Source organism: Roseovarius sp. EL26, assembly GCF_900327775.1.
In the GTDB taxonomy this organism is placed as follows: Bacteria; Pseudomonadota; Alphaproteobacteria; order Rhodobacterales; family Rhodobacteraceae; genus Roseovarius.
Window position 1 is genome coordinate 1,517,602 of sequence record NZ_OUMZ01000007.1, and the last position, 25,964, is coordinate 1,543,565.

General features: G+C 54.7%; 22 protein-coding genes. 5 read left to right on the top strand and 17 right to left on the bottom strand.

Annotated elements, in window-relative coordinates:
* Positions 1–17 precede the first annotated feature (17 nt).
* Positions 18–1,469, top strand: a complete 1,452-nt coding sequence (locus D9A02_RS15325; protein ID WP_162933093.1) for an ATP-binding protein — start codon at positions 18–20, stop codon at positions 1,467–1,469.
* Positions 1,470–1,542: 73 nt separating this feature from the next.
* Here D9A02_RS15325 and D9A02_RS15330 read toward each other — a convergent pair whose 3' ends face one another.
* From D9A02_RS15330 to modA, 6 genes are all read right to left on the bottom strand, one after another.
* On the bottom strand, positions 1,543–2,571 hold the full coding sequence (locus D9A02_RS15330; protein WP_120501771.1) for a hypothetical protein: 1,029 nt from the start codon (positions 2,569–2,571) through the stop codon (positions 1,543–1,545).
* Between the two features lie 129 nt (positions 2,572–2,700).
* Positions 2,701–3,174: a hypothetical protein gene (locus tag D9A02_RS15335; RefSeq protein WP_120501772.1), complete on the bottom strand. Its 474-nt coding sequence runs from the start codon at positions 3,172–3,174 to the stop codon at positions 2,701–2,703.
* Positions 3,171–3,335, bottom strand: coding sequence for a hemin uptake protein HemP (locus D9A02_RS15340; protein ID WP_120501773.1), 165 nt, complete (start codon positions 3,333–3,335; stop codon positions 3,171–3,173). The genes D9A02_RS15335 and D9A02_RS15340 overlap by 4 nt, the downstream gene beginning before the upstream one ends.
* A 339-nt stretch (positions 3,336–3,674) precedes the next feature.
* A complete protein-coding gene (gene modC / locus D9A02_RS15345) occupies positions 3,675–4,763 on the bottom strand; it encodes a molybdenum ABC transporter ATP-binding protein (RefSeq protein WP_120501774.1) in 1,089 nt (362 codons plus the stop codon).
* Positions 4,760–5,449 (bottom strand): molybdate ABC transporter permease subunit, encoded by a 690-nt coding sequence (gene modB / locus D9A02_RS15350; protein ID WP_120501775.1) that lies wholly within the window; start codon positions 5,447–5,449, stop codon positions 4,760–4,762. Before modB ends, modC begins: the two co-directional genes overlap by 4 nt.
* A complete protein-coding gene (gene modA / locus D9A02_RS15355) occupies positions 5,446–6,216 on the bottom strand; it encodes a molybdate ABC transporter substrate-binding protein (RefSeq protein WP_120501776.1) in 771 nt (256 codons plus the stop codon). The genes modB and modA overlap by 4 nt, the downstream gene beginning before the upstream one ends.
* 129 nt (positions 6,217–6,345) lie before the next feature.
* On the opposite strand from modA, the gene D9A02_RS15360 reads away from it, so the two are divergent.
* Entirely contained in the window at positions 6,346–6,795 is a 450-nt protein-coding gene (locus D9A02_RS15360; protein ID WP_120502569.1) for a DUF1178 family protein, read from the top strand.
* Between the two features lie 18 nt (positions 6,796–6,813).
* Here D9A02_RS15360 and D9A02_RS15365 read toward each other — a convergent pair whose 3' ends face one another.
* Positions 6,814–7,689 (bottom strand): FkbM family methyltransferase, encoded by an 876-nt coding sequence (locus D9A02_RS15365; protein ID WP_120501777.1) that lies wholly within the window; start codon positions 7,687–7,689, stop codon positions 6,814–6,816.
* Positions 7,690–8,119: 430 nt separating this feature from the next.
* The gene (locus D9A02_RS15370) at positions 8,120–8,716 is read right to left on the bottom strand and encodes a YceI family protein (protein WP_120502570.1); all 597 of its coding nucleotides are present in this window, start codon (positions 8,714–8,716) and stop codon (positions 8,120–8,122) included.
* 224 nt (positions 8,717–8,940) lie between these two features.
* Here D9A02_RS15370 and D9A02_RS15375 point away from each other — a divergent pair, with 224 nt between their 5' ends.
* Both D9A02_RS15375 and ptsP read left to right on the top strand, forming a co-directional pair.
* On the top strand, positions 8,941–10,179 hold the full coding sequence (locus D9A02_RS15375; protein ID WP_120501778.1) for an aspartate kinase: 1,239 nt from the start codon (positions 8,941–8,943) through the stop codon (positions 10,177–10,179).
* Between the two features lie 67 nt (positions 10,180–10,246).
* Positions 10,247–12,490 (top strand): phosphoenolpyruvate--protein phosphotransferase, encoded by a 2,244-nt coding sequence (ptsP, locus tag D9A02_RS15380; RefSeq protein ID WP_120501779.1) that lies wholly within the window; start codon positions 10,247–10,249, stop codon positions 12,488–12,490.
* A gap of 44 nt (positions 12,491–12,534) precedes the next feature.
* On the opposite strand, the gene D9A02_RS15385 is transcribed toward ptsP, so the two are convergent.
* Complete coding sequence (locus tag D9A02_RS15385) at positions 12,535–13,557, bottom strand: hypothetical protein (RefSeq protein WP_120501780.1); 1,023 nt, start codon at positions 13,555–13,557, stop codon at positions 12,535–12,537.
* 29 nt (positions 13,558–13,586) lie between these two features.
* Positions 13,587–14,651, bottom strand: coding sequence for a hypothetical protein (locus D9A02_RS15390; RefSeq protein ID WP_162933094.1), 1,065 nt, complete (start codon positions 14,649–14,651; stop codon positions 13,587–13,589).
* Between the two features lie 252 nt (positions 14,652–14,903).
* Between D9A02_RS15390 and D9A02_RS15395 the strand changes: the two genes are divergently transcribed.
* Complete coding sequence (locus D9A02_RS15395) at positions 14,904–16,154, top strand: Hsp70 family protein (RefSeq protein ID WP_120501782.1); 1,251 nt, start codon at positions 14,904–14,906, stop codon at positions 16,152–16,154.
* 63 nt (positions 16,155–16,217) lie between these two features.
* Here the strand turns inward: D9A02_RS15395 and rpoD are convergent, their stop codons facing one another.
* The 7 genes from rpoD to D9A02_RS15430 form a co-directional block, all read right to left on the bottom strand.
* Positions 16,218–18,203, bottom strand: coding sequence for an RNA polymerase sigma factor RpoD (gene rpoD, locus D9A02_RS15400; protein WP_120501783.1), 1,986 nt, complete (start codon positions 18,201–18,203; stop codon positions 16,218–16,220).
* Between the two features lie 125 nt (positions 18,204–18,328).
* The gene (dnaG, locus tag D9A02_RS15405; protein ID WP_120501784.1) at positions 18,329–20,320 is read right to left on the bottom strand and encodes a DNA primase; all 1,992 of its coding nucleotides are present in this window, start codon (positions 20,318–20,320) and stop codon (positions 18,329–18,331) included.
* A 67-nt stretch (positions 20,321–20,387) separates the two neighbouring features.
* Entirely contained in the window at positions 20,388–20,696 is a 309-nt protein-coding gene (locus tag D9A02_RS15410; RefSeq protein WP_120501785.1) for a hypothetical protein, read from the bottom strand.
* Between the two features lie 36 nt (positions 20,697–20,732).
* The gene (locus tag D9A02_RS15415; RefSeq protein WP_120501786.1) at positions 20,733–21,284 is read right to left on the bottom strand and encodes a sarcosine oxidase subunit gamma; all 552 of its coding nucleotides are present in this window, start codon (positions 21,282–21,284) and stop codon (positions 20,733–20,735) included.
* The gene (locus tag D9A02_RS15420; protein WP_120501787.1) at positions 21,277–24,207 is read right to left on the bottom strand and encodes a sarcosine oxidase subunit alpha family protein; all 2,931 of its coding nucleotides are present in this window, start codon (positions 24,205–24,207) and stop codon (positions 21,277–21,279) included. The genes D9A02_RS15415 and D9A02_RS15420 overlap by 8 nt, the downstream gene beginning before the upstream one ends.
* Complete coding sequence (locus D9A02_RS15425) at positions 24,204–24,476, bottom strand: sarcosine oxidase subunit delta (RefSeq protein WP_120501788.1); 273 nt, start codon at positions 24,474–24,476, stop codon at positions 24,204–24,206. The genes D9A02_RS15420 and D9A02_RS15425 overlap by 4 nt, the downstream gene beginning before the upstream one ends.
* Before the next feature lie 63 nt (positions 24,477–24,539).
* Complete coding sequence (locus D9A02_RS15430) at positions 24,540–25,793, bottom strand: sarcosine oxidase subunit beta family protein (protein WP_120501789.1); 1,254 nt, start codon at positions 25,791–25,793, stop codon at positions 24,540–24,542.
* Between the last annotated feature and the right edge of the window lie 171 nt (positions 25,794–25,964).

The following is a 25,964-nucleotide window of genomic DNA, read 5'->3' on the forward strand; positions in this document are numbered from 1 at the left end:
TGTCTACGGCACCGTCAATGCAAAGCGAAACCATCCCTCTGCAAGAGGCCGTGATGTTCATGGCCGAAGGGTTGGCCGTATTTGATGCTGATGCCCGATTACGCTTTGCCAATCCTGCCCTTCAAAGCATGTACCCCGCTCTGCAAGACCTACTGGAACCCGGGTTGTTGTGGGACATTTTCCTGCGCGAAGCAGTAAACCGCAGTGCCATGCCAACGCAAACCGCTCAAACACTTGACGGGATGGAGGCCGCGTTGCTGGACATTCCACAAGCCTCGCCTCAAGTGACCCTGCCTTTTGGGCGCGCTCAGGTATTCGACTTTCGCCTAACCGCCGCTTCGGATGGCGGTTTTTATCTGGCGCAATCCCCCGGCACCGACACATCAGGGGCTGCAGATTCCGCACGCGACGCAGAGGCCCTGCTGCGTAACGTGTTGGAAGCTTGCCCCGTTTGTCTGATCATGTCACGTGTTGGCGATGGTCAAATCCTTTACCGCACACCAGCTGCAACCCACCTCCTTGGCACCGCTAAAAGCAGTTTCACACATTTCACGCATCGCGAAGAACGCGGAGATTTCGTGACCGCGCTGTTGTCGGATGAAACGATCGACCATATGCGCGTCACCTGCCTGCGCCCAGATGGGGCGCGGTTTCCAGCCGAGATTTCGGCTCGGTTAATTGATTACCGGGGCGAAGACGTGATTGTTGCCAGCATCGAAGACCTGACCCACGAATTGGCCGTACAGGACGAGCTACAACGCCAGCAAGAACAGCTGTTTCAATCTGAAAAGCTCTCAGCCTTAGGCGAACTGCTCGCCGGAGTGGCGCATGAGCTGAACAATCCGCTTTCGATCATCGTAGGCAACGCTGAAATTCTGCACGAAGAGCTGGAAAACACCCATCATGCCAAGCGCATCGATAAACTGGCACGCGCCGCGCATCGTTGCGTGAATATCGTGCGCTCCTTTCTGTCGCTTGCACGTCAGGAACGACTGGATCTTAACCCGGCACAATTAGGCCCCTTGTTTGACACCGCAATCGAAGCCATAACCCCTGATGCTACCGCTGCTGACATTCGGGTTGAAGGCACCCTCCCCGCAGATTTACCCGACGTGATGATCGATGACATCCAGATCACCCAAGTATTGATCAATCTGATGACGAATGCCCTACACGCGATGCAAGATGCCAAACACGGGCATACCATCCGGTATGCCTGTTACAATCAGTCCTCTTCAGGTCTTGTACGGTTGGAAGTTTCCGATGATGGGCCCGGCGTTGACCCCGCCATAGCAAACCGCATCTTTGACCCGCTGTTCACCACCAAGGATGTTGGCAAAGGCACCGGCGTTGGGTTGGCGTTTTGCCACCGGATCATTGCCGCTCACAAAGGGCAAATCCGGTTGGAAAAATCAAACGGCGATGGGGCGCTTTTTTCGATCACGCTTCCCATCGCCGTCACTGGCTAACTTTATTTTCATCAGACCGGGCGCCAAAGGTGGGGACACACACCACAAGCACTCCGGTCAAATGGACTGCTCTTTAGAATTCGTAAGCCAGAAGTGTGCCGATAGTATGGCTATCAACGCTCGCTTCGTCGCCATAACGGTAGGCCAGCGCTCCGATCATACCATCAAACAACTCCATCTCGGCAGAAACTGTAAAGAGGTTATCAGCGGAAGAAGCCCCATCAACATCGCGCAAAGAGTACACACCAGACAGTGTCACCGGGCCAACCGGCGCAGCCAGACCAAGCGTAGTGAACGTTGCAGAATTTGTGGTGCCATCGAAGTGATTAAAATAAGCCACTTCTGCCAGCAATTCCAACGCCGTGGAGCCTGCGTCAAACGTATGAATTGCACCCAAAACAACGCCGTCCTGATCAGTGTTATTGCCTGCACCAGCTGCCTGATGTTGCACACCAAAGTTATAGGCTGTCTGGCCAAATTCACCCGACAGTGTAGCCGTCCATGATTCTGCACCGTTGGTGTTTGATACACCACCATCACCCAGGCTGGTTTGGCCACGACGACTACCCAGTGAATTGCTTAAGACAGATCGGTCTGCATTGAACACACCAACCGAAAAAACGTGCTCACCACCAGCAGCAGAAAATGGCACGGCAACAGCCCCACCAACACGTTCAGTCAACTCATAATCTTCGGCAAAATCTGCACCAAAAATGCCCGGCGCGATATCCCAAGCGAAACCAAAGTCCGGGTTGAATTTACCCAGCTTCAGCTCAGCAGTACCCAGCTCCTTGGAAAAGAACAGCTCTTCAGCGTAAGCACCGTGATCTTCAAAGAACCGGTCATCTGTTGCATCGCGAATAGGCTCAAGAACCAGCGTCGAGTTCAGCGCAAAACCCGCACCGAAATCAAAGGACAAGCCACTTTCGATCGTCGTATAGGTATCATTAAGCTCAGCAGCTGGATCAGATGAATCAAACGTCCAGTCATTCTCGACCTCAATCGATAAATACCCTGACAGGCGTCCTGTCTCAAAGGCATCTGCGGTTGTGGCTGTCAGGCCAAGTGCCGCGCCCCCTGCAATAAGCAAGAATTTAGTCATGTTGTCCTCGTTTGGCTTTTTATATGTGTTTTCAAGTTGTCCGCGATAGCCTCGCGGCGGGCATCAAACTGGCATTGGCCGACCTATGCAGTGCACAAGGTCAACCAAAACCGAGTATTTCGAATGCGATCAGTGTCGCGTCATATTGATGGGATCTGGAAATTCTTCTCTCTCGCACAGCGCTGCGCGTCGCAGGTGCAAACCGACCTGATTGGCCGATTCCGTTAGTGACATCATCATGGTGGGTTCAATCAACAAAGAGGCCAACAACATGGCATCCTCACGTGCGCCGGTGGCCGCTGTCGTCACGAAGTGCGCCAAGATCGCTTCATCTGCGCCAACACATTTGCATTCGCTACTATGGCGCACCAGACGTCGGCGGCTGTGTCGAAACAATACAGAAAACATGTCTTCCATTGCAGAATAACAAATCGCACCGCGGGTAGGCCCCATGTGCTCGGCCAAACGATCGCGCACATCTGACGGCCCGGCCTGGCTGTCGCACCACAGGCGCAGGCATCTGACCAGAAAAACCTCTGGTGCGGGCATGACTTCAATCGATGACACAGTCAGGCCACCAAACATCTCACGCTCATGTTTCATTTTGTCAAAATCAGCTTGCCTGCGCGGGTGATCCGCAAGGTATAAACCTGACCATCCAGTACGATATTGGCCGTCGACGCGCCGCTTGTCAGAATACGCGCGTCATGAACCGCAATGTTCGGAACCAGCTCTGGTTCCGCCTTGGTTTGTGCTCTAATCATCTCATTTCCTCCAGATATCTTAACGACATCTCGAGCATCGCATCGCTGGGAAAATCCCCCCGCAGTGCAGCAGCCAAAAGCTCAGCACGCACATCCCTAGATGGCGCTGGCGCAGCCCGAAAGATCGCTGTAACAGGCATCCTGTCACTCCAAAATGTTCGAATTTTCGCCGGGCTTATCTGGTGTCTTGGCTAGGCAATTCTTTTCTGACTATTTTACTTAGGTTTGTCAATTGGCATTTTCCGTTTCTCGAAATTTTCACTTCCACTCGCCAATGTTATGTTATCACATACCGCCAATAGATAAGAAAAACAGCACAGTCAAGCCACCTTTAAAATCTCAACCAACGCCTTGCGCAATACTCGCACGGGGCACTGCGGTCGCCTTGAGGATCGCAAAACAACTCATACCGGGCCTGAGCGATAATGCCTGTGCTGCTCGGGCAGTAATGCGGGCCAAAAGACGGTCCTGCCCGGCCATCAACTGCAGGGCAACGCCCGGCCCTTCGCCGCGCCGCAATTCTTTGATCGTAACCGGCAAAACGTTACGCGATGACAGGCCTTGTGGCTCTTCCAGTGAAATCAAAACGTCCTGTGCCAGAATGCGAATCCGTACCTGCGTTCCGATCGGAGCGGTAACCCCCGGCAAATGCAATGCCCCTCCAGACACAGTTAGACGGCTCAATCCGTCATCATCATGTGCAGCCACCTGCGCATTCAGGACTGCCCCCGCCTCTCGTATGCCCACGAATGGCAGCGATGCTGGATCACTAAGCACGTCCTCAACGGCCCCATCTGCAACCTTTTTTCCCGCTTTTATAATCACCAGTTGATCCGCCAATCGCGCGACCTCCGCCACCGAATGGCTGATATAAACAATAGGCATCCTGACTTGATCACGCAGGCGCTCAAGATACGGCAAAATTGCCTCTTTGCGCGGCTCATCCAGCGCGGACAGCGGTTCATCCAACAGCAACAACTCAGGCTGTGATAACAGCGCCCTCGCCAGCGCTACGCGCTGCTTTTCTCCACCAGACAGTTGCTTTGGCCGTCGCTCCATAAGGTCTTCTAGTCCCAGCATCTCAACAATTTTCTCGTGCTGTTGTGTATCTGCTGGCTGCGGGGCAAAACGCGCGCCAAACCGCAAGTTTCCTGCCACATTCAGGTGCGGAAACAGGCGCCCATCCTGAAACACATAACCGATACGGCGCTTGCTTGCCCGCACATATGTTGCGCTGTCCAGCAGCACGCGGTCTTGCAATACAATCCGCCCAGCATCTGGGCGCAACAATCCGGAAATCGCATGCGCAATCGTAGATTTCCCCGCGCCTGAGGGCCCAAATATTGCGGTCACCCCGGCTCCGGCCTCAAAGCTCAGGTCTAGGTGAAAATCATCAAATCGATGCGACAGCTCTACGGACAGGCTCATTTTTGACCAATCCTTTCCGCCACACGCCGGGCGAGCCATTCAGACAACAAAACAGCACCGATCGCTACGACCAGTGACAACACCCCCAACCGTAATGCCGCCGCCTCACCACCGGGGACCTGAAGCAATGCGTAGATAGCAGACGGTAGCGTTTGTGTCTGACCCGGGATATTGGCCACAAACGTAATTGTTGCGCCAAACTCGCCCATTGCCTTGGCAAAGCCCAAAACCACCCCTGCCAGTATGCCCGGCAGAATCAAGGGCAAGGTCACCAGTACAAAGACGGCAATACGCCCGGCCCCCAGAGTTTCAGCCGCCTGTTCTAGCTTGGGGTCGACCGCCTCGATCGCCAATCGGATGGCCCGCACCACCAAGGGAAAGCCCATAATCGCAGCCGCCAAAGCCGCACCGGTCCAATGGAATGCCAGCGTAATGCCCCAATCGGCCAGTTTCGCACCCAGCACACCGTTTCGGCCAAAAGCGAGTAACAACAGATATCCCGTAACGACCGGCGGCAGAACCAGCGGCAAATGAACCAACGCGCTAAGCAATGCTTTACCGGGAAACTCTCGCCGCGCCAGTAGCCACGCCACCAACAGTGCAAACGGCAGGCTGATTGCAACCGCCCAGAGGGACACTTTGAGCGACAACATCAGTGCTGCCCATTCTTCAGGACGCAGATTCATTTGCGCCCCTCTTGTGGAAGAAATCCGTGAAACCGGAAAATTTCACGGGCACGACTTCCTTGCAGAAACATTGTGAAATCTGATGCATGCGCGTTATTCGATCCGGAAACCATTGCCATTGGGTAGATTATCACATCATGCAGCCCCTCTGGCACATCATAGATCACATCAACCGACGGATCAGCCTGCGCATCACTGGCGTAGACGATGCCCAATGGGGTTTCTTGCCGCGAGACCCACAACAACGCCGCCCGCACATTTTCAGCCTGCGCCAGATGCGGGGACAACGTGGGCCAGAACCCGGCTATTTCCAGCCATTGCCGCCCGTAGATGCCCGCAGGCACCCCGTCAACCTGCCCAATCGCCAACCGGCCACCGGCCAATCGCCGCAGCAGGTTCTCAGTGTTTGGTGTGTCTATAGGGGCACTGCCTTTCGGGCCGATCAAAACCAGTCGGTTACTTAACAGATCAACACGGCCATCTGGAGCCAATACACCTTGCCCCTCAAGCCAATCCATCCACGCGAGATTGGCCAGAATCACCACATCTGCCGGCGCGCCCTGCGCCACCTGGCGCGCAATCTGACCAGAACCACCATAAGAGACCGCCACCTCCCCCGGGTAAACGGCAACAGCCTCTTCCAACGCATCCCGCAGGGATGCCGCAGCAAAGACCGTCACATCAGGCTGCGCCCCGGCAAATCCGGGCCAACACGCAGACCAAAGCAACAGGCATAGCGTTGCAAAGTTTGAAAAAACTGATTTCATCCGGACAAGTATTTAGCATGTCCCGGCCCCGCGCAAGCCTGCAACACAGCGATGCGCCGCCAGATGATTTCACTTGATCTTAACGCCCTGACGCTTAAGTATCGATCAGCCCATACACCGGAGCCTTTGATGATTCAGTTCACTCTCAAATGTGATCAGGACCACCGTTTTGACAGTTGGTTTCAATCCGCCGATGCTTTTGACAAACTCAAAGCCGCCGGGATGGTGACCTGTGCAATCTGTGGATCAGGCCGCGTACAAAAGGCTATCATGGCACCACGTGTGCAGGCCAGCCGGTCCAAGGCGACAACCCCAGCTGTTGAACCAGTAAAATCAGAAGCCGGAGCGCTGAGCCCTTCCACTGCTGAACAAGCGCTCGCCGAACTAAAGAAAAAGGTAGAAGACAATTCCGAATATGTCGGAATGAATTTCGCCCAAGAGGCTCGTGACATGCACGAAGGCACCGCTCCTGAGCGTGCCATCTATGGCGAAGCCAAACCAGAAGACGCGAAGAAACTGATCGAAGACGGCGTGCCTGTCGCACCGCTCCCGTTCATTCCCGGTCGAAAAGCCAACTAACAGAAAAGATACCTCAGGTCAGATGCCCAATCGACGCCGAACCTCTTGCGGTGCGGTTTTACTGACTGCGACATAGTCATGTGCCTGGGCACAGTCGTGGATTGGAACAATTTTTGTTGCAAACAAAACCTTCGGTAATGCGAAAATTTCATATTCCAAATCATGAAACAGCTGCAAAGACGGCGGAAGCTGACCTTGATCATGCGGCAACCTCTCTTCGAAAATCACCACCGATGGTGCGACATCCCTGAAAAATTCCGCCCCACCTGCGACAACCTCGGCTTCGAACCCTTCAACATCGATTTTCACCAGTGAAACGGGCCCTATACTATATTCCTGCGCTACAGAATCCAGACTACGTACATCGACCTCGATTGTATCGCTGTTTTGAAATCCTTTGGACGTGAGCGTTGCGGCCCCTGCATTGCCTTGCGGCACCGTCAGTTGCAGCGTATCCGCGGAACGACCCAGCCCAATGTCATGCAACGTAACATTACCATGCGCTAAACGCGAAAATGTCTCTCGCAGGTGACCAATCATCTCGGGCTGCGGCTCAAACGCATGGACCTGACCAGTGCGACCAACCCGATCAGACATCCTGACACTGATAAGACCCAGGTTCGCGCCGATGTCCAAACATGTATCGCCTTCACGCACCACCTTGTCGATAATATCAGAAACTTTTGGGTCCAAATCGCCAAAATACTTCATCGACCGACCCACAAAATCCTGCACCGGCACAAAAGCTTGCCCACCTTTTACGTTGACCCACTCGCTCTTTTGCCCACCATTTTCTATGGCCTTGAAAAACCCAGAGTTCGCAATCGACCCGCACCCGGATTTCAAAGGGTATAAGCGGCACAACATCATCAAGGATTTTTCCAAAAAATTCATCAAATGCCTCTCACACGGAAATTATTACAAAGTCACCGTAGCTTATAGTGAGGTTATTTCAAACAATACCTGATAGATTATGGTTCTTTGAGAGTGTCGGGGAAATCATCTTGGGACACCAAATTTAATGAAAATCAATTAGTAAACTTTTGTATATCATTATTAGAGCGCACCTCCCCCAAACAAACCCGGAGAATGGTGTAGTTTCCGAAGTTACCCGCCATGCAGAATAGACAGCGCCATGTGCTTCACATATCCGGGAAATACGATTTCATAATTTTTCCAATCAGAATACCGCGGCAGCTCGATCTCTTCCGAAATTGCCAGCAGCAGGTTTAATGGGGCCGCAGGCTCGCCGCTGGAAAAGATGTCGCGAAAACGCGCTCTGCCACCTGCAAAGCGCGTTCCTACAGCCCAAGTTGCCCGGGTGTTATTCCGGCCAGCCGCCCTTGCGCATTTCAGCCGAGATTTCCAGCTGAACAACATCGCTGGTCAGCGGCGCAAACTGGCCCACGCCAACTTCGCTGCGCAGTAGGCTGCTGGTCGCTTCAACGCCGATCCACTCACCTTGATAATAATCAAAGAAACCACCCAGCGGATGCTCACCCTGGAACACCAAATTAACATCCAGAACGGCAGGCACGGTCTGGCCTTTGACAGTCAGATCACCGCTCAGGCGCATCGACTGCGCCCCGGTTTGCACGGCACTGGTCGAGGTAAAGGTAATCGTTGGGTTTGATTCGACGTCAAAGAACCCTTCGCCCTTCAACTCAACATCCAGCGCTTCAAACCCTGAATGCAGGCTGTTGGCGTCAATCTCAACGCGGGCGGCAGTGGCCGCGACATCTGCGGGATCAAAATCGATCTCTCCAGAAACGCTGGTCCATTCACCACGTTGTGTGGTCAGGCCAGCGTGGTTCCAGCTGAATACGACCTCAGTGTGGCTTGAATCCAGAACATAAGTCTCTGAAATTGCGGCAGAACCAGCGAAAATAGCTGTGGCGGCAACAAATGAACGAAATAGCATGTCTTGCTCCTGTGAGTTGGTCTGCGGGGAAAATACACAGTGCGATTGTGCGATAAATAGAAAAGATTGCACAGTTTCTGTGCGCATTTCTCCATCACGTTTTTGCGATCAACATCACAGAGCGGGCAGATCTTTTCGTTTATTGCGCCAACACCCGTCCCAACCCCTTGCTCATTGCGGGGGATCGGCTTAAACCGCGCACGACTAATTCTAAGGACGCCACCATGCCCGTTCTCGTGATGAAATTCGGCGGTACATCCGTTGCCAACCTTGATCGCATCCGCCGCGCTGCCAAACGCGTGGGCGTCGAAGTGGCCAAGGGCTATGACGTCATTGTCATCGTGTCGGCCATGTCCGGCAAAACCAACGAGATGGTCGGTTGGGTCAACGAGACCTCTCCTCTCTATGATGCGCGCGAATATGACGCCGTCGTCAGCTCGGGCGAAAACGTCACGGCAGGCCTGATGGCCCTGACGCTGCAGGAAATGGATGTCCCCGCCCGCAGCTGGCAAGGCTGGCAGGTTCCTTTGATGACAAACTCTGCGCACTCGGCCGCACGGATCGAAGAAATCCCAACCGACAATATCAACGCCAAATTTGGCGAAGGCATGCGCGTCGCCGTGGTTGCTGGCTTTCAAGGCGTCAGCCCCGAAGGCCGCATCACCACGCTGGGCCGTGGCGGATCAGACACCACCGCTGTGGCCTTTGCCGCCGCATTCGATGCAGACCGTTGCGACATCTACACCGATGTAGACGGCGTCTATACCACCGACCCCCGTATCGCCGACAAAGCCCGTAAGCTTGACAAAATCGCATTCGAGGAAATGCTGGAATTGGCCTCTTTGGGGGCCAAGGTTCTGCAAACCCGCTCGGTCGAGCTGGCAATGCGATACAATGTAAAACTGCGCGTACTCAGCAGTTTCGAAGAACAATCAGACGAAGCAGGCACATTGGTCTGCGCCGAGGAGGAAATCATGGAATCCAACGTCGTAAACGGCATCGCCTATTCGCGTGACGAGGCGAAGATGACCCTTATCTCTGTGGCCGACCGCCCCGGTATCGCTGCTTCGATCTTCGGATCGCTATCCGATGCGGGCGTCAACGTTGACATGATCATTCAAAACATCTCGGAAGAAGGTCGCACCGACATGACCTTCTCTTGCCCAACCGATCAGGTCGCGCGCGCTGAAAAGGCGATGGCCGAATCTAAAGACAGCGGCGAGATCAACTTCCACGATCTTGTCGCCGACACAGATGTTGCCAAAGTCTCTGCCGTTGGCATTGGCATGCGCAGCCAGTCTGGTGTTGCAGCCAAGATGTTCAAGACACTCTGTGACGAGGGCATCAACATCAAGGTCATTGCAACCTCCGAGATCAAAATTTCCGTCCTGATCGACCGGAAATATATGGAACTTGCCGTGCAATCCCTGCATGATGCGTTCGAATTGGACAAAGCGGCCTGAACCCTGCATCCTGATGCGGTGGCTCATTGGTGGCCGTTACTGATCAGGAAGAGGCACCGCACAGGCCATGACGCAGGACTATCCGACAGACAGCCGGCAAATGCTGGGCCGCCTGCGCGCCGCCATGGCGCAGGATACGGGCGGTCAGGCACGGCTAGACCAGATCACCCATCTGATTGCTGAAGAAATGCACACCGAGGTGTGCTCGATCTACCTATTCCGTGATGAGGAAACACTGGAACTCTGCGCCACGCAAGGCCTGAACCCACAGGCCGTGCATGAAACCCGCATGCGCATGGGCGAGGGACTGGTCGGCCGCGTCGCTCGTACTGGCAAGATCGTCAACACCGACAATGCCCCTTCAACCAAGGGCTTTCGCTTCATGCCCGAAACCGGGGAAGAGGCTTATTCGTCCTTCATGGGTGTCCCGATACAGCGCTTGGGTGAAAAACTAGGCGTATTGGTTGTGCAATCCAAAGACGCCCGTACCTACGCCGAGGAAGAAACCTACGCCATCGAAGTCGTCGCTATGGTCATCGCCGAGATGGCAGAGTTGGGCGCTTTCGTCGGTGAAGGTGCGGCCATGTCCGCCCGCCACCAACAGCCCGTTTTGTTTCACGGTGCAACGGCACAAGAAGGCGCCTCTCAAGGTAATGTCTGGCTGCACGAGCCACGCGTTGTGGTTACCAACCCCATCGCCGATGACCCTGCTCGCGAAAGCGAACGCCTGAACGAAGCGGTCGAGGAACTGCGCATTGGAGTAGACCGTATGCTCTCCACCGCCGCAGGTGGCGATAAAGAACAGCTCGAAGTGCTCGAAGCCTACCGTATGTTCGCCAATTCCAAAGGCTGGATGCGCCGGATGGAAGAGGACATCACCCGCGGTCTGTCAGCCGAGGCTGCGGTTGAGAAAGAGCAATCCACTGCCCGCGCCCGGATGCGTGAAGTCACGGACCCTTACCTGCGCGAGCGCTTGCATGATCTCGATGATCTCTCGAACCGCTTGCTACGCATCTTGACGGGTCAAGGACAACAAACCGGGGCGGACATGCCCGACAACCCCATTCTGATCGCGCATAACATCGGTCCGGCGGAACTTCTGGATTACGGTCGCTCTCTCAAGGGGATTGTACTGGAAGAAGGTTCCGTTGGCTCACATGCGGCCATTGTGGCCCGCGCGCTGGCAATTCCACTGGTGATCCACGCGGACCGTATCACAACCGAAGCCCTGAACGGCGATCAGGTCCTTGTGGATGGCGATCAGGGCGTTGTGCACCTGCGCCCAGACGAATCTGTCGTTGCCGCCTTTCAGGACAAAATGGCGATGCAGGCCAAGGCACAGGAACGCTACGCCTCAATCCGTGATAAGCCGTCCGTAACGCTGTGCGGCACCCATATTGATCTGCTGATGAATGCGGGGCTGATGGCCGACCTTCCCAGTTTAGACAACTCCGGTGCCGAAGGTGTGGGCCTGTTCAGGACCGAATTGCAGTTCTTGATCCGCAATCATATGCCAAAACGCGCCGAACTGAGTGAACTTTACTCTCGCGTCATCGACGCCGCCCACGGCAAGCGTGTTACCTTCCGCACATTGGACATCGGGTCAGATAAGGTTCTGCCCTACATGAAGGTCATCGAAGAACCCAACCCGGCCTTGGGTTGGCGCGCGATCCGCATCGCCATGGATCGGCCCGGCGTGCTGCGTATGCAGGTACAGGCGTTGTTGCGTGCCGCAGCGGGACGCCCCTTGTCGATTATGTTCCCCTTTATCGCCCAACGCGAAGAATTCACCGCCGCCCGCGCTGAAATTGATAAGGCACTAGAACGCGAACGCATCCTCGGCCATCCTATTCCATCCGATCTTAAAATCGGTGCGATGCTGGAAACGCCATCTTTGGCTTTTGCCCCCGACAGCTTTTATGATGAGGTCGATTTCCTCTCGATTGGGGGCAATGACCTCAAGCAGTTCTTCTTTGCAGCCGACCGCGAAAACGAATTGGTCCGCCGCCGCTATGACACGCTGAATGTCAGCTTCCTGACCTTCCTCGAACAGATCGTCGCCCGCTGCAATGCATCCAACACCCCCCTATCCTTCTGCGGTGAAGACGCAGGCCGCCCGATTGAGGCCGCCTGTTTTGCCGCGATTGGTCTGCGCTCCCTATCAATGCGCCCTGCCTCTATCGGTCCGGTCAAATCCATACTGCGCCGCACCGATCTGAATGAACTGCGCGATGTCATCCACGAAGCCCGCACAGAAGGCCACCAATCCGTGCGCTCCGATGTAATGAGTTACCTGCGCGAAAAGCTGTAGCTGCAGAATACTACCCCCTGAAAGCCTTTCTTTTGAGGTCAAAACTACTTCTGATTTTCCGCCGCTTGGAAGGTGCCTCGAACAGGCATGTGGTCAGACATCTGAAACGCTGTATTGGTTGTCTCTACATCAACAACGTCAACATTTGGCGAGACGATGAAACCGTCTATAATCGTCAGATAATTTTCACCCGGCACATAAGCCTGATTGACGGTCCGAACCGTGGGCAAGTTAGGGTCAACTGCAACTTTCCAACCCACAGGCAGTAATTCGTCAGGGAATCTATGGATCCAGAAACGATCCTCGTCACTGGTCTGGTGCGGAAAGCGCGTCTCAATCAATTCCATGTTCCAATCACCGCCGATGATCACATGCGCACCGTCATTGAAACGAGTGGATGCATATTGGAACACATCTGTAATCTGGTCTTTACGCAAGTTACCACCATCATCAAAGGCAGAGAGATGGATATTGATCAGAACCCAGCGTTCGCCGGACTCATTTTCAGATAGGTTCAAAACTTGCATACCATATCGGCGGTTTATCAACCCAAACATTGGCTTAGGCTCATGGGCAATAGGGATCAACTGCCCGCTTAAAACCTTCAAATCTGTTGCAATGACAGTCCCGTGTCTGAATCTAAAAGGCCAGGGCAATAATTTCGTAGCAACATCGGGGCGAAACCAAAAAACACTTTTTTTCAAACTGGCTTTCAACTCCGGTGCCAGTGATTTCCAAAGGCTGAGAGGCCCTGAATAAGCGACTTCCTGAAAAAACAGGACATCAGCATCCAATGTACTCGCAACCCCCGAAATCTGCTCGATATTTTTACCAACAACAGCTCGAGAAGGCGGAAACAGGCTTTGGCCTCCGTCCACCAGAAAATCAGACTCCGCACCCAAACCCGCGTAACCTAGGTTCCACGTCGCAACAGAGATCGGTGCAGAAACCTTCTCTCCGCGATCCAACCCATTCCCAATTTCCACCGTTTCATTCGGCAACTTCGCAGTTCTATTGCTGACGATCGCGATACAGACGTAAACCAGAAATAGAAGGAAGATTGTCATCTTGACTCTCACGATTCTGACCGGAACATTTAATTCTGCTGCTCACTCATTTGTGTTGGAACTTGTTGCGAAATACGTTCTTTATGGCGATCAATCAACCAGCCAGCAGCCCCTAAAGCTAGTAACAAGCCGCCACGGTCATTTGTCAGCGAAATCATAAAGCCTGTTAAGCCACGGCGCTGTGTCAGATCCAAAAAGAGATCGTTAAACCGTTGAAGCATTTGCCAACCACCTGAGGCGATATATTCTCGGTTGTTTTCCAACGCGTCCAAAGCTTTGCCAAAAAAACCATCATAAATGAAAAAATGAACCGACCAAGCATATACAACTATGATGCCAATCGAGAGCCCGAGTAGCACATCAAATTGCACCAACGCATCAGCTTCAAAAGCATCCTTTATCCGTGTGTGCTTTACTAAGTATTGCGCCCCAAAGCTGCAAAAAACCAACAGAACCAATGTGTTGATTTGGTCCACCATCAAAGAGGCGCCCTCTCGCACTTTACTGTATATCTGTTCCGTGAGCACCATTTTCGTTGCGGGTGGGGCCTCAGATGCATTGATATCTTCAGTCAGCACTTCAAGCTGGCGCTCAACGATTTTATAATCCTGATGCTGCACAAATGTCTGTCCAACAATTAGCCCAACAATCAAAATCACGGCAGCGAAATTTACAATGCTGTAGAAAGTGTAAGGCACATACCCTCGGGCAAGGTAGCGTACAAATCGTTGGCCTTTGCCCTGTTTTTTTGCCTGTTTGCATGCGTAGATTTCATAGCACACGACAATCAACACAACTGTCACAAACAGAGCCAAAGCGAACCATCGCTGTTGTGACAGGAGTTGCCATATTCCAGTCTCCTCGGTCACCAAGTTAACCATGAACAAAATGACCATGACCATGGATAGTGCAGCAATCTCGCCATACAGGCCCGATATTGGTTTTCTTATCAATGGCCGAACTCGGCGTCCTTCAGAATTAATGGGCCCTCTGATTGCAAATTTCGTGACCCAAATTCGCCCTCCCACATTATACGCAAGCAATGTTGAAACAACAGCGATCACAAACGCGACGCCAATAATGACAGTATCCAAATGCAACTCCAGAAAAGAATTTTTACTTTCAAAATTTATACTTGCGCATTCACGATCCACAGGCAAGTAACCTGTGGGTTTTCATGAAAGACCTTGCCCACGTCGCGTTTAGTGACCATCGGTAATGTTTGTGACACGCTCACATGTCATCATTCAAAGTAGTGATGCGCCCACTTTGCGTTACTCAGTTGACAGCTACCTAACCTCGGCCTAGTACCCGCTCCTTCGTTTCAAAACTGAGGGAAACCAAAAATGGCACAGCCGCGTCACACATTGGGCATTGATTTTGGGACTTCAAACTCAGCTGCCGGCTTTTTGCACGCGGGCCTACCTCAGCTGATCGAGATGGAACCGGGGCAGAAAACACTACCCACCACTTTTTTCTTTGATTTTGACACTCGCCGAACCCTGATTGGGAGCCCCGCAAACAGGGCCTTACTGGACGGCGAGGATGGGCGGTTCATGCGGGCGCTCAAACGGGTACTGGGCACACCCTTGATGCACGAGCAGCGCCAGATCCTCAACCAACAGGTGACCTTTGTCGACATCATCGCGCGATTCCTACGCCAGATCAAAACCCGCGCCGAGGCGGAGACCGGCCTGAGATTCGACAGCGTCCTATCTGGCTGCCCGGTGGTGTTTCATGGCATCAATGATCCGCGCGAAGCACAGGCCGAGAATGATCTGCGCGCCTGCTACCACGCCGCGGGTTTCACCGATGTTGACTTCATGGCAGAACCCGAAGCCGCCGCCATCGCCAGCGGCGCGCTAGAGCACTCAAATGAGATCGGGTTGATCGTCGATATCGGCGGTGGCACCTCAGATTTCTCACTATTTCGCTCAGGTCAAGGCGGTGTTGAAATCCTCGCCAACCACGGCGTCCGTATCGGCGGCACCGATTTTGATCGCTCTATCAGTATCAACCAGGTCATGCCCCTGCTGGGCAAAGACACTCAGTTGCGCAAGGCGATGGGCCCGGGCACATCCCCCGTACCTAATGCGATTTTCAATGATCTGGCGACATGGGAAAAGATCCCCTTCCTCTACAATCGGCAGAACCGCCGCATGGTCTCAGAAATGCTCAAACTCTCAGAGGAACCCACAAAGCTATCTCGCCTTGATGCGGTTCTGGAACACGAACTGGGCCATGATCTGGCCTTCGCTGTCGAGCGTGGCAAGATCGCGGCAAACACTGGGGCGCAAAACCCGATGATCACCCTCAATCAGGTTGAACGTGACTTATCCACGCCGCTACCTGCTGACCTTCTGGCTGCCTGCCTCTCAAAACACAAACAGGCCCTGCACCTTAGCGCACTGGAAACATTGAAAATTGCAGATACAGACGTGGGGAAAGTCAGCCGGGTCATCTATGTCGGCGGATCCAGCCTGATGTCCATGGTCACCGACACTATGAAAGAGATCTTCCCCGAGGCAGAGCATTCGTTCTCAGAGGTCTTCACCGCCGTGGCCAACGGGCTCGCAATCGCGGCGGCAAGACACTAAGCTCGGCCCAAAAAACAAAACCCCGGCGCGATGGCCGGGGATTTTATCATCTTGATAAAGTTATTATTGGTCCAAGAAGGATCGCAACTTGCGGCTCCGGCTTGGGTGCTTGAGCTTGCGCAGAGCTTTGGCCTCAATCTGACGGATCCGTTCACGGGTCACGCTAAACTGCTGGCCAACCTCCTCGAGCGTATGATCGGTGTTCATACCAATACCAAAACGCATCCGAAGAACCCGCTCTTCCCGCGGGGTCAGCGATGACAGAACCCGTGTCGTGGTTTCTTTCAGGTTGTCCTGAATAGCAGAATCCAGCGGCAAGATGACGTTCTTGTCTTCGATGAAGTCACCCAGTTGGCTATCTTCTTCGTCGCCAATCGGTGTCTCAAGGCTGATCGGCTCCTTGGCGATCTTCATCACCTTGCGGACCTTCTCAAGCGGCATCTGCAGCTTTTCAGCCAATTCTTCCGGCGTCGGCTCGCGACCGATTTCATGCAGCATCTGGCGCCCAGTCCGGACCAGCTTATTGATGGTTTCGATCATATGCACCGGAATACGGATGGTGCGTGCCTGATCCGCGATCGAACGGGTGATCGCCTGACGAATCCACCATGTCGCGTAGGTCGAAAATTTGTAACCACGGCGGTATTCAAACTTGTCCACCGCCTTCATCAGGCCAATGTTACCTTCTTGAATAAGGTCAAGGAATTGCAGACCACGGTTGGTGTATTTCTTGGCAATCGAGATCACCAAACGCAGGTTGGCTTCGACCATTTCTTTCTTGGCCGTCCGGGCCTCTTTTTCGCCCTTTTGCACCTGTTGAACAATACGGCGGAATTCGCTGATATCCAGACCGATATACTGACCCACTTGCGCCATATCGGAACGTTGTTCCTCAATCTTGTCGAGTGAGCGTTCCATGAACATTTGCCAGCCCCGACCCGTCTTTTTGGACATGTCATCCAGCCAGTTCGGATCCAGTTCGCGACCGCGATATTCATCGATGAACTCACGGCGGTTGATCCGGGCTTGGTCGGCCAGCTTTACCATCGCACCATCGATCTGCATGATCCGCCGATTGATGCCATAGAGCTGGTCAATCAACGCCTCGATCCGGTTGTTATGCAGATGCAGCTCGTTCACCAGTTCAACAATCTCGGCGCGCAGCTTTTGGTACACTTCTTCCTGCTTGTCACTGAATGAGCTGTCCTCATTCAACGTTGCAGAAATTCGACTGTCCTGCATCTCGGCCAGTTTCTCATAATCGTCAGCGATGCGGTCCAATGTCTCAAGAACCTGCGGCTTCAGCGCCGCTTCCATCGCCGCCAGGCTCATGTTGGCCTGTTCGTCATCATCATCATCGTCATCATCGCTGGTGATCGGATTGCCATCAGCGTCCAGCTCTTGTGCCGCCTCGTCTTTTTTGGCTGCCGGGGCCGCCGTCAGATTGGCTGCATTAACCACTGGTTCTTCTTCTTCGTCACCCATCTGATTGCCAAAGGTGGCTTCAAGATCGATCACATCGCGCAACAGAATGTCTTCTGCGACAAGTTCGTCACGCCAAATGGTGATCGCTTGGAATGTCAGCGGGCTTTCGCACAGGCCGGCGATCATCGTGTTGCGTCCAGCCTCGATGCGCTTGGCAATCGCGATCTCGCCTTCACGGCTCAGCAGTTCAACACTGCCCATCTCACGCAGGTACATGCGCACCGGATCATCCGTACGGTCCAGCTTTTCTTCTTTGCCAGATCCAAGCGTCAGCTCACCCTTGCGACCAACTTCGGCCACAGCAGTAGATTTCAGCTCTTCCTCATCGGCTTCTTCAGATTCGATGATATTGATGCCCATTTCGGACAACATCGACATCACATCTTCGATCTGTTCAGACGAGACCTGATCAGGTGGCAAAACCTGATTAAGCTGATCATAGGTGATGAAACCCTTTTCACGCGCCTCGGCGATCATTTTCTTGACCGCAGTCTGGCTCATATCCAGCGAGATTTCTGCGTCTTGGTTGTCGGGCTTACGGTCGTCGGTGTCCTTAGCGGCCATACAGATCTCCTGAACATATGGTGGCAGGGTGATTCGTTTGTTCCGAATCAATCGCGCAAAGCGGTGATTCGCAACCCTCTACCCGGTTTTCTTTTGCTGCGCTTCCCAAAAAGTTACAACCACGGTTAATGGCGTCTGGGTTTAGAGAAGCTAATCTTATCCAAAAGTGCGCCAAATCTCTCACGTTCATCGCGGCTGAGATCCGCACCATTGTCCGCACGTTCATACTCGGTGCGGTCTTCTTGCTGACTTCTGGTTGCCTTATGGCTTGCCTCAGCTGCCTGCCCTAAACGCCAGGTCACGGCCTCATCAGCGATACCAGACATATCCTCCTCCGCCTCCATGATTTCGGTTTGCAGACCATAGTGCGCCTCGAGCTTGGCCAGCTCTTCTGGAATGGTCTGCCGGGCAAGTTCCTCGTCACCGGGGTTACGAACCGGCGGGGCCAATGCAACATGGGGAAGCGCCAGCAGGGTTTCAAGCTCGGCCACACCAAATTCCTGTTCAATCTGCATCCTCAATTGATCAGGCCCTGTATCGGCGTAGCGCAAAATCAGGTCTCGCAAACGGGCATAATCCGGCGAGTTACACCGCATCGCTTCAATGTCAGCTTCGAACTCGACCAAAACGGACGGGTTCAAGATCAGCGAGGCCAGAATAACCGCTTCACGCAGCCGAATGTGCGCCATCTCATCCGAGGCCGCCAACAGCGACGTTCGTGTGCTTGCACGCGCGGGTTCAATCCGCTGTTTGAACTTCCCACCGAAGTTACCACTGTAATTACTGCTGTAATTTCCACGTCCGGCACCACCAACGGGCCCGCCTGTACGCTTGGTTCTGAACAGCTCCCACCGCAAATCTTTTATCGCTTGCCCATAATGGCCGCGAATAGACGGGTCCACGATCAATTTGATTTTTTCACGCAGCGCCTTGTCCAGCGCCGCCTTGCGTTCGGGGCTATCGTACACCCGGCCCTCGGTCTCACGCTGCCATAAGAGCTGTACCATTGGCAGGGCATCATCCAGAAGCGCCTGCAATGCCTTCGCGCCCTTCGCCTGGAGCAGGTCATCAGGGTCCTGCCCCTCTGGCATGATCGCAAAACGCAGGGATTTCCCAGCCTCAAGCAGCGGCAAGGCGATATCAATCACCCGATGCGCCGCTCGCAGGCCTGCGGTGTCGCCATCCAGCGCAATGATTGGCTCATCGGCAACCCGCCACATCATCTGCAACTGATGCTCGGTCACGGCAGTCCCCAGTGGCGCAACGCTGGCCTCAAACCCGGCCACAGACAGGGCGATCACGTCCATGTATCCTTCTGCAACGATCAATGGCTGCCCCTTGCCCGCTGCGGTACGCGCGGGCCCGTGATTATAGAGCGTTCGCGATTTATCAAACAACGGCGTTTCTGGCGAGTTCAGGTATTTGGCATTGTCATTGGGGTCCATCGCCCGGCCACCAAAAGCAATGCAGCGCCCACGCGCATCACGAATGGGGAACATGATCCGCCCCCGGAAGGTATCATAAGGCTTGCCGCCCTTCTGGCTGGGCTTGGCCAATCCGCATTCCAGGATCAGTTCGGGCGCAACATTGGCCTGCACCAGATGATCCCACAGCCCTTGCCAGGCATCCGGCGCAAAGCCGATCTCGAACTGTTCCTGCGTGCCCTCAGACAGCTTGCGCCCTGCCAGATAGTCGCGCGCATCGGCCCCGGCGCTGGTTTTCAGCTGCATGCGGAAAAACCGCACCGCCTGCTCCATGACCTCAACCAGTTGTGTATTGCGGTCAGCCTTGGCTTGCGCCTGTGGGTCTCGCTCGGGCATCTGCATCCCGGCCTCACCGGCCAGAATACGCACCGCTTCCATGAAATCGACATTCTCGGTTTCGCGGACAAAGCTGATGGCATCGCCTTTGGCGTGACAGCCAAAGCAATAGTAATACCCCTTGCGATCATCGACGTGAAAGCTGGCGGATTTCTCCTGATGAAACGGGCACGAGGCCCACATATCGCCCTTGCCCTGATTGGACTTGCGCGCATCCCACATCACTTTGCGCCCCGCCACCTGTGTCAGTGACGTGCGCGTACGCAGTTCATCAAGAAAATTTGGTGGCAGGCTCATACCAAAATGAATACCCCGACTCGCGTCGAGGCACAAAGCGGAAAGCCGCGTTTGCAGGAATTAATACTTACTGTACGAAATCCGCACAGGATTTCTGGAACTGACTTGCCGCCTCATCGGTCAACTGCGCATCTGGCAGGGTAAAGACAAAATCAACCAGATAAGGAACCGAATCTACGTATTTCTTGTCGATCTTATCCTTGCCCTTACGCATTGATTTCTTGATCTTGTCGGCGCTTGCACCCGCTTTGCGCTGCTCCACCGAGGTCGCGATAATCCCGGCCTGCACCTCACAACGCACCGCGCGGTCCTCCGCAGTTTCAGCCGAGGCTGGCAGAGCAAATAGGGCCAAAGCAGGCAATAACATCAAACGCATGGTGAATATCTCCAAAATCAACCTGTTCCCTATCTGTCAACGCGGGTGCCGCGCTGCAACCCCCTGCATCGCATTTTTCAAATCATGCGCAAGGGTTTGCGCAAAGGCGCGAAACACCAAGATCTGGTAACTGCGGTCGCCGATCCGAGTGATGGACGCCATCATATGCTGCAACTCAGACCGCGCTGTATGGCCGCGTTTGAACACCTCAGGCCGCAGATCAATCGGCGTCAATCGCGCCAATACCTCTGCCGCATGCTCGCCTTCTAACATTGCAACGGCCCAAGCATCCGACTGATCGGTCAGCGCCGCGTGTTTGGCCAGTTTCGCATCGGGTGCAGGCCCGCACAGCAAAACCATCTCACGACCGAACCAGATCGCGCGACTGCCCTCTTTGCCTGTCGCCCGGTTGGGCGCAGGGGCCGCCATCCCATGCGCCGCCTTCAATGTGTCAGACAACGCCTTGCTCTGCCCTTTGTAGGGCGCAACGCTGGTCAAAACACCGCCCTCCACCTCAGAAACAGAGACCGTTCCCGCCTCAAAAGGAAGCACGCTATCAAACGGCGTTTTTTCGATCAATTCAACCACGTGTCCGTCCTCCCTCTGGGTCAAAGAACACCGGGTGGCAGACCTCGCACAGGGCCTCCACCCCATTGAGGTGCTCCACCATTCGCACCACTTCACCGTGCCGCGCCGGGCCGTTTTTCAAAAACCCAAGCGCGATATTGTGGCCCAGCGTCGGCGAAAACCCGACCGAGGTGATATAGCCCTGATCATTGGCGCTCACCGCCTCGGCATCCTTGTCAAACAGATGCCCCCCGGCGATCAGCTCTTTCACCTCACCCACAGGTTTCAGGCCGACCAGACGTTCTCGGCTTTCCTCAACCATGCCCGGACGCGTGGCCGATCCTTTGCCAATACAATCCTTCTTGCCACTGACCATACCACCCATGCCGATATCAAACGCTGTCACCCGGCCATGAATCTCGGCATGGGTGATGAACCCTTTCTCGATCCGCAGCACATTCAATGCCTCCATGCCATATGCACCGCCGCCCAGCGCCTCGGCCTTGGTCATCAAGATACGGAACAGACTTTCACCATAACGCGCGGGCACCGCCACCTCATAGGCATGCTCGCCCGAGAAGGAGATCCGGAACAGCCGTCCCTTCACCCCGCCTACACTCATCTCGCCACAAGCCATGAACGGCCAGCTATCGTCATCAATCGGCGAGTCCAGCACATCGTTCAGCAAATCGCGCGATTGCGGCCCCGCCACGGCAAACTGCGCCCACTGTTCTGTGACAGAGGTAAAGCGCACATCCATCTGCGGCACCAGACACTGCTGCACAAACTCCAGATGCCGCATCACCTGCCCTGCCGCTGCGGTGGTAGTGGTAGTGACAAAATGGGTCTCGGACAGCCGTGCCGTCGTCCCATCATCCATCACATGCCCATCTTCACGCAGCATCAGACCATAACGCACCCGCCCCACTTTCAGGGTCGAGAAGGTGTTGGTGTAAACGAAATCCAAAAACGCGCCCGCATCCGGGCCCTGAATGTCGATCTTGCCCAGCGTGGACACATCGCAAACACCCACGGCATTGCGCACCATATTAACCTCGCGGTCACAAGACTGTCGCCAATGAGTTTCGCCCGCCTTGGGGAAATAGCTGGGCCGGTACCACAGTCCCGCCTCAATAAAGGGCGCACCTTTTTCCTGCGTGGCCTTATGCGAGGTGGTGAACCGTTCCGGCGCAAACCCCTTGCCTTGCGATCCCGCCCCCAGCGATGCAATCGACACCGGCGTATAGGGTGGGCGATAGGTGGTTGTTCCGGTCTCAGGAATCCCCCGCCCGGTCGCATCCGCCAGAACGGCCAGTGCAGCCACGTTCGAGTTTTTTCCCTGATCTGTCGCCATGCCCTGCGTCGTGTAACGCTTCATGTGCTCGACCGAGCGGAAATTTTCCATTGCTGCCTGCTTCACGTCCTTGACCGTAACATCGTTCTGGAAATCCAACCAAGCGCGGCCTTTGCCGGGCACGGCATAGACTGGATAGATGTCATAAGCGCCATCTTCTGCTGCGGGTGCAGAGGCCTCCTCACGTTTCATCCCAAGATCATCCAGCGCCGCATGAGCCGCAGCAATACCACCCTCAAGACAGGCATGTGTCGAAAAATCACCCTGACAGGATCCAGCTGTGCCCATTCCGGGCACAGATCCCTCAACCGGGACAAAGGCAGCAATGTCTCGGTCCCAAGTGGGCCGTCCACCCAAATGACAGGTTAGATTTACAGTTGGGTTCCAACCGCCTGACATGGCCAGACAATCGGCCTGAATATTCTCGGTGCCTTTTGCCGTGCGGATCGTAACCGACTCCAACCGCTTACCGCCACCCGCATCGCAAACCTCGGCCCCGGCATAAAATGGCACATCCAGCGCACATTTCGCATGGTGCCGCGCATCAATCAGCGCACTGACATGCACGCCTGCACCCTGCAAGTCGGCAACAGTGCGATGCGCCTCGTCAGTGTTGCCGTATACCACAACATTACGTCCGCAAGACACCCGCCAGCGGTTCAGATAGGCACGCACAGCCCCCGAAGTCATGATCCCCGGACGGTCATTGTTGCGAAACGCCACGGGCCGCTCAATCGCGCCCGCCGCCAATACGGCGCGTTTGGCCACAATCCGCCAAAAACATTCGCGCGGCGCACCCAATCGCATCGATACATCATGCGGGATCTTTTCCAGCGCACCGTAAGTGCCCTGATCATAGGCCCCAACCACGCTGGTGCGGGTCATGATCCGCACATTGTCCATCTGCGCCAACTCGGCCGTAACCTCCTCAGCCCAAACAGACCCCGGTTTGCCGTCCACCTCCAGCGTTTCGGCATTCAGACGCCCACCAGTGCGCGTGTCTTCCTCGGCCAAAATCACATCCGCCCCTGCCTTGGCCGCTGTCAGCGCCGCCATTAATCCGGCAGGCCCTGCGCCAATCACCAGCAGATCACAGTGCGCATAGGCTTTCTCATAGGTCTCGACATTATGCTTGCCTGACAATCCGCCCAAACCAGCAGCATTGCGAATGATCGGCTCATAGATCTTTTCCCAAAACGCCTTGGGCCACATGAAGGTCTTGTAATAAAATCCAGCGCCCAGAAACGGTGCTGCCCAGTCGTTCACACTCATCAGATCAAAACCCAGCGAAGGCCAACGGTTCTGACTGTGTGTCACCAACCCCTCGTGCAACTCCAACGTGGTCGCCCGTACATTCGGTTCTTGCGCGGCACCCAAGCCGGCGGTCACCAGTGCATTCGGCTCTTCACTGCCTGCGCTAAGCACGCCGCGCGGACGATGGTATTTGAACGACCGCCCCATCAACGCGATGTCATTTGCCAACAGCGCCGAGGCCAGAGTATCACCGCCAAACCCTCGATAACTATGGCCGTCAAACTGAAAATTGATCTGCTGACCACGATCGATCAGGCCTTTACCTTCAACCCTCATGCGCCCTGCTCCTTGATGTCCGAGGCCAAGGCCGTATCGATAATCTCATGCGTCGCGGTATTGCGTGTCACCACCACCCAAGATCCGCATCCCGTCTCGTGATACCAAAGGTCGCGCGTCACCCCGCACGGGTTGTCTCGCATATGCACGTAATCCACCCAAGCCTCCGGCTCCGCATCCGCCTCAGGCCGGTTCAGTGCAACCGCCGCGCCTTGATAATAAAACTCGCGCCGGTCGCGCTCTCCGCAAATCGGACAGGTAATTCTCATGACAATTTCCCCTGCGCCTTGTGCTTCATCTTTCCAAAAATACTCATACTCCTGCCCCTTTCATCAGTGCAGGTTATGCTGGCTGCCGGTGCCCTCTTCGTCCATCAGGCCTCGACCCGTAGAGAAGCGATCCAACCGGAATCGTGCCGCTGGCGTGTGCGGTGTATCATTGGCAATCAAATGCGCGGTCGAATAACCCGATCCTGGCACCGCTTTGAACCCACCATAACACCAGCCGCAGTTGAGATAGAGACCTTCAGTTTGCGTCTTGTCGATAATCGGCGATCCATCAGGCGACATATCCATAATCCCGCCCCAGCTGCGCAGCACCTTGGCCTTGCCGATCATCGGCATCAGCGTCATGCCCGCCTCCATCACATGTTCCACCATCGGCAAGTTGCCCCGCGCGGCATAAGACGCGTACATGTCCAGATCACCGCCAAACACCAGCCCGCCCTTGTCCGACTGGCTGATATAGAAATGCCCCATACCAAAGCTGACGACATGATCGATGCAGGGCTTTATCCCCTCGGTCACAAAAGCCTGCAAGATATGGCTTTCAATCGGCAGGCGCATACCGGCCATTTCTGCCACCTGACTGGAACGCCCGGCCACAACAATCGCCACCTTCTTGGCTCGGATCGCACCGCGACTGGTCTGTACGCCTTTGACGACACCGCCTTCGACATCAATGCCGGTCACTTCGCAGTTCTGGATCAGGTCCACACCCCGGTCGCTGGCGCCTCGGGCAAAGCCCCAGGCCACCGCATCATGGCGCGCCGTCCCTGCACGCCGTTGCAACAAGGCACCGTAGATCGGGAACCGCCCCTGATCAAAATCAAGATATGGCAAATGACGTTTCACATCATCGCGGCTCAGCAGCTCGGCGTCATCACCCTGATTGCGGATGGAATTGCCCCGGCGAATAGCTGCATCGCGCTGACTATCAGAATGGAACAGGGAAATCTGCCCGCGCTGCGACATCATCACATTGTAGTTCAGGTCTTCTTCCAACCCTTCCCATAGCTTCAGGGAATGGCTGTAAAACTCGGAATTGCCCGGCAGAAAGTAGTTCGCCCGCACAATCGTGGTATTTCGCCCAACGTTTCCACCACCAAGATAGCCCTTTTCCAGCACGGCCACGTTGGTAATGCCGTGGTTCTTGGCCAGATAATACGCCGTCGACAAACCGTGACCACCACCACCGATGATAACCACGTCATATTCGGATTTCGGTTCGGCATCACGCCAATGCGGGGCCCAGCCCTTATTGCCAGTCAAACCCTCTTTCAGAACGCGCCAACCAGAAAACGCCATAGATCTCTCCCTGATGATGCAGGCAGATAAGCAGGCTCTGTTGCAGATAGCAATAAACGCTGACGACGAAATGTGTCGTTTTCAACAGACACTTCTGCGAAACCGTTGAAGACAAATAAAAAAGGGGAAGGCGAACCTTCCCCATTCGTTTTCTCTATCAACGTTGAAGCA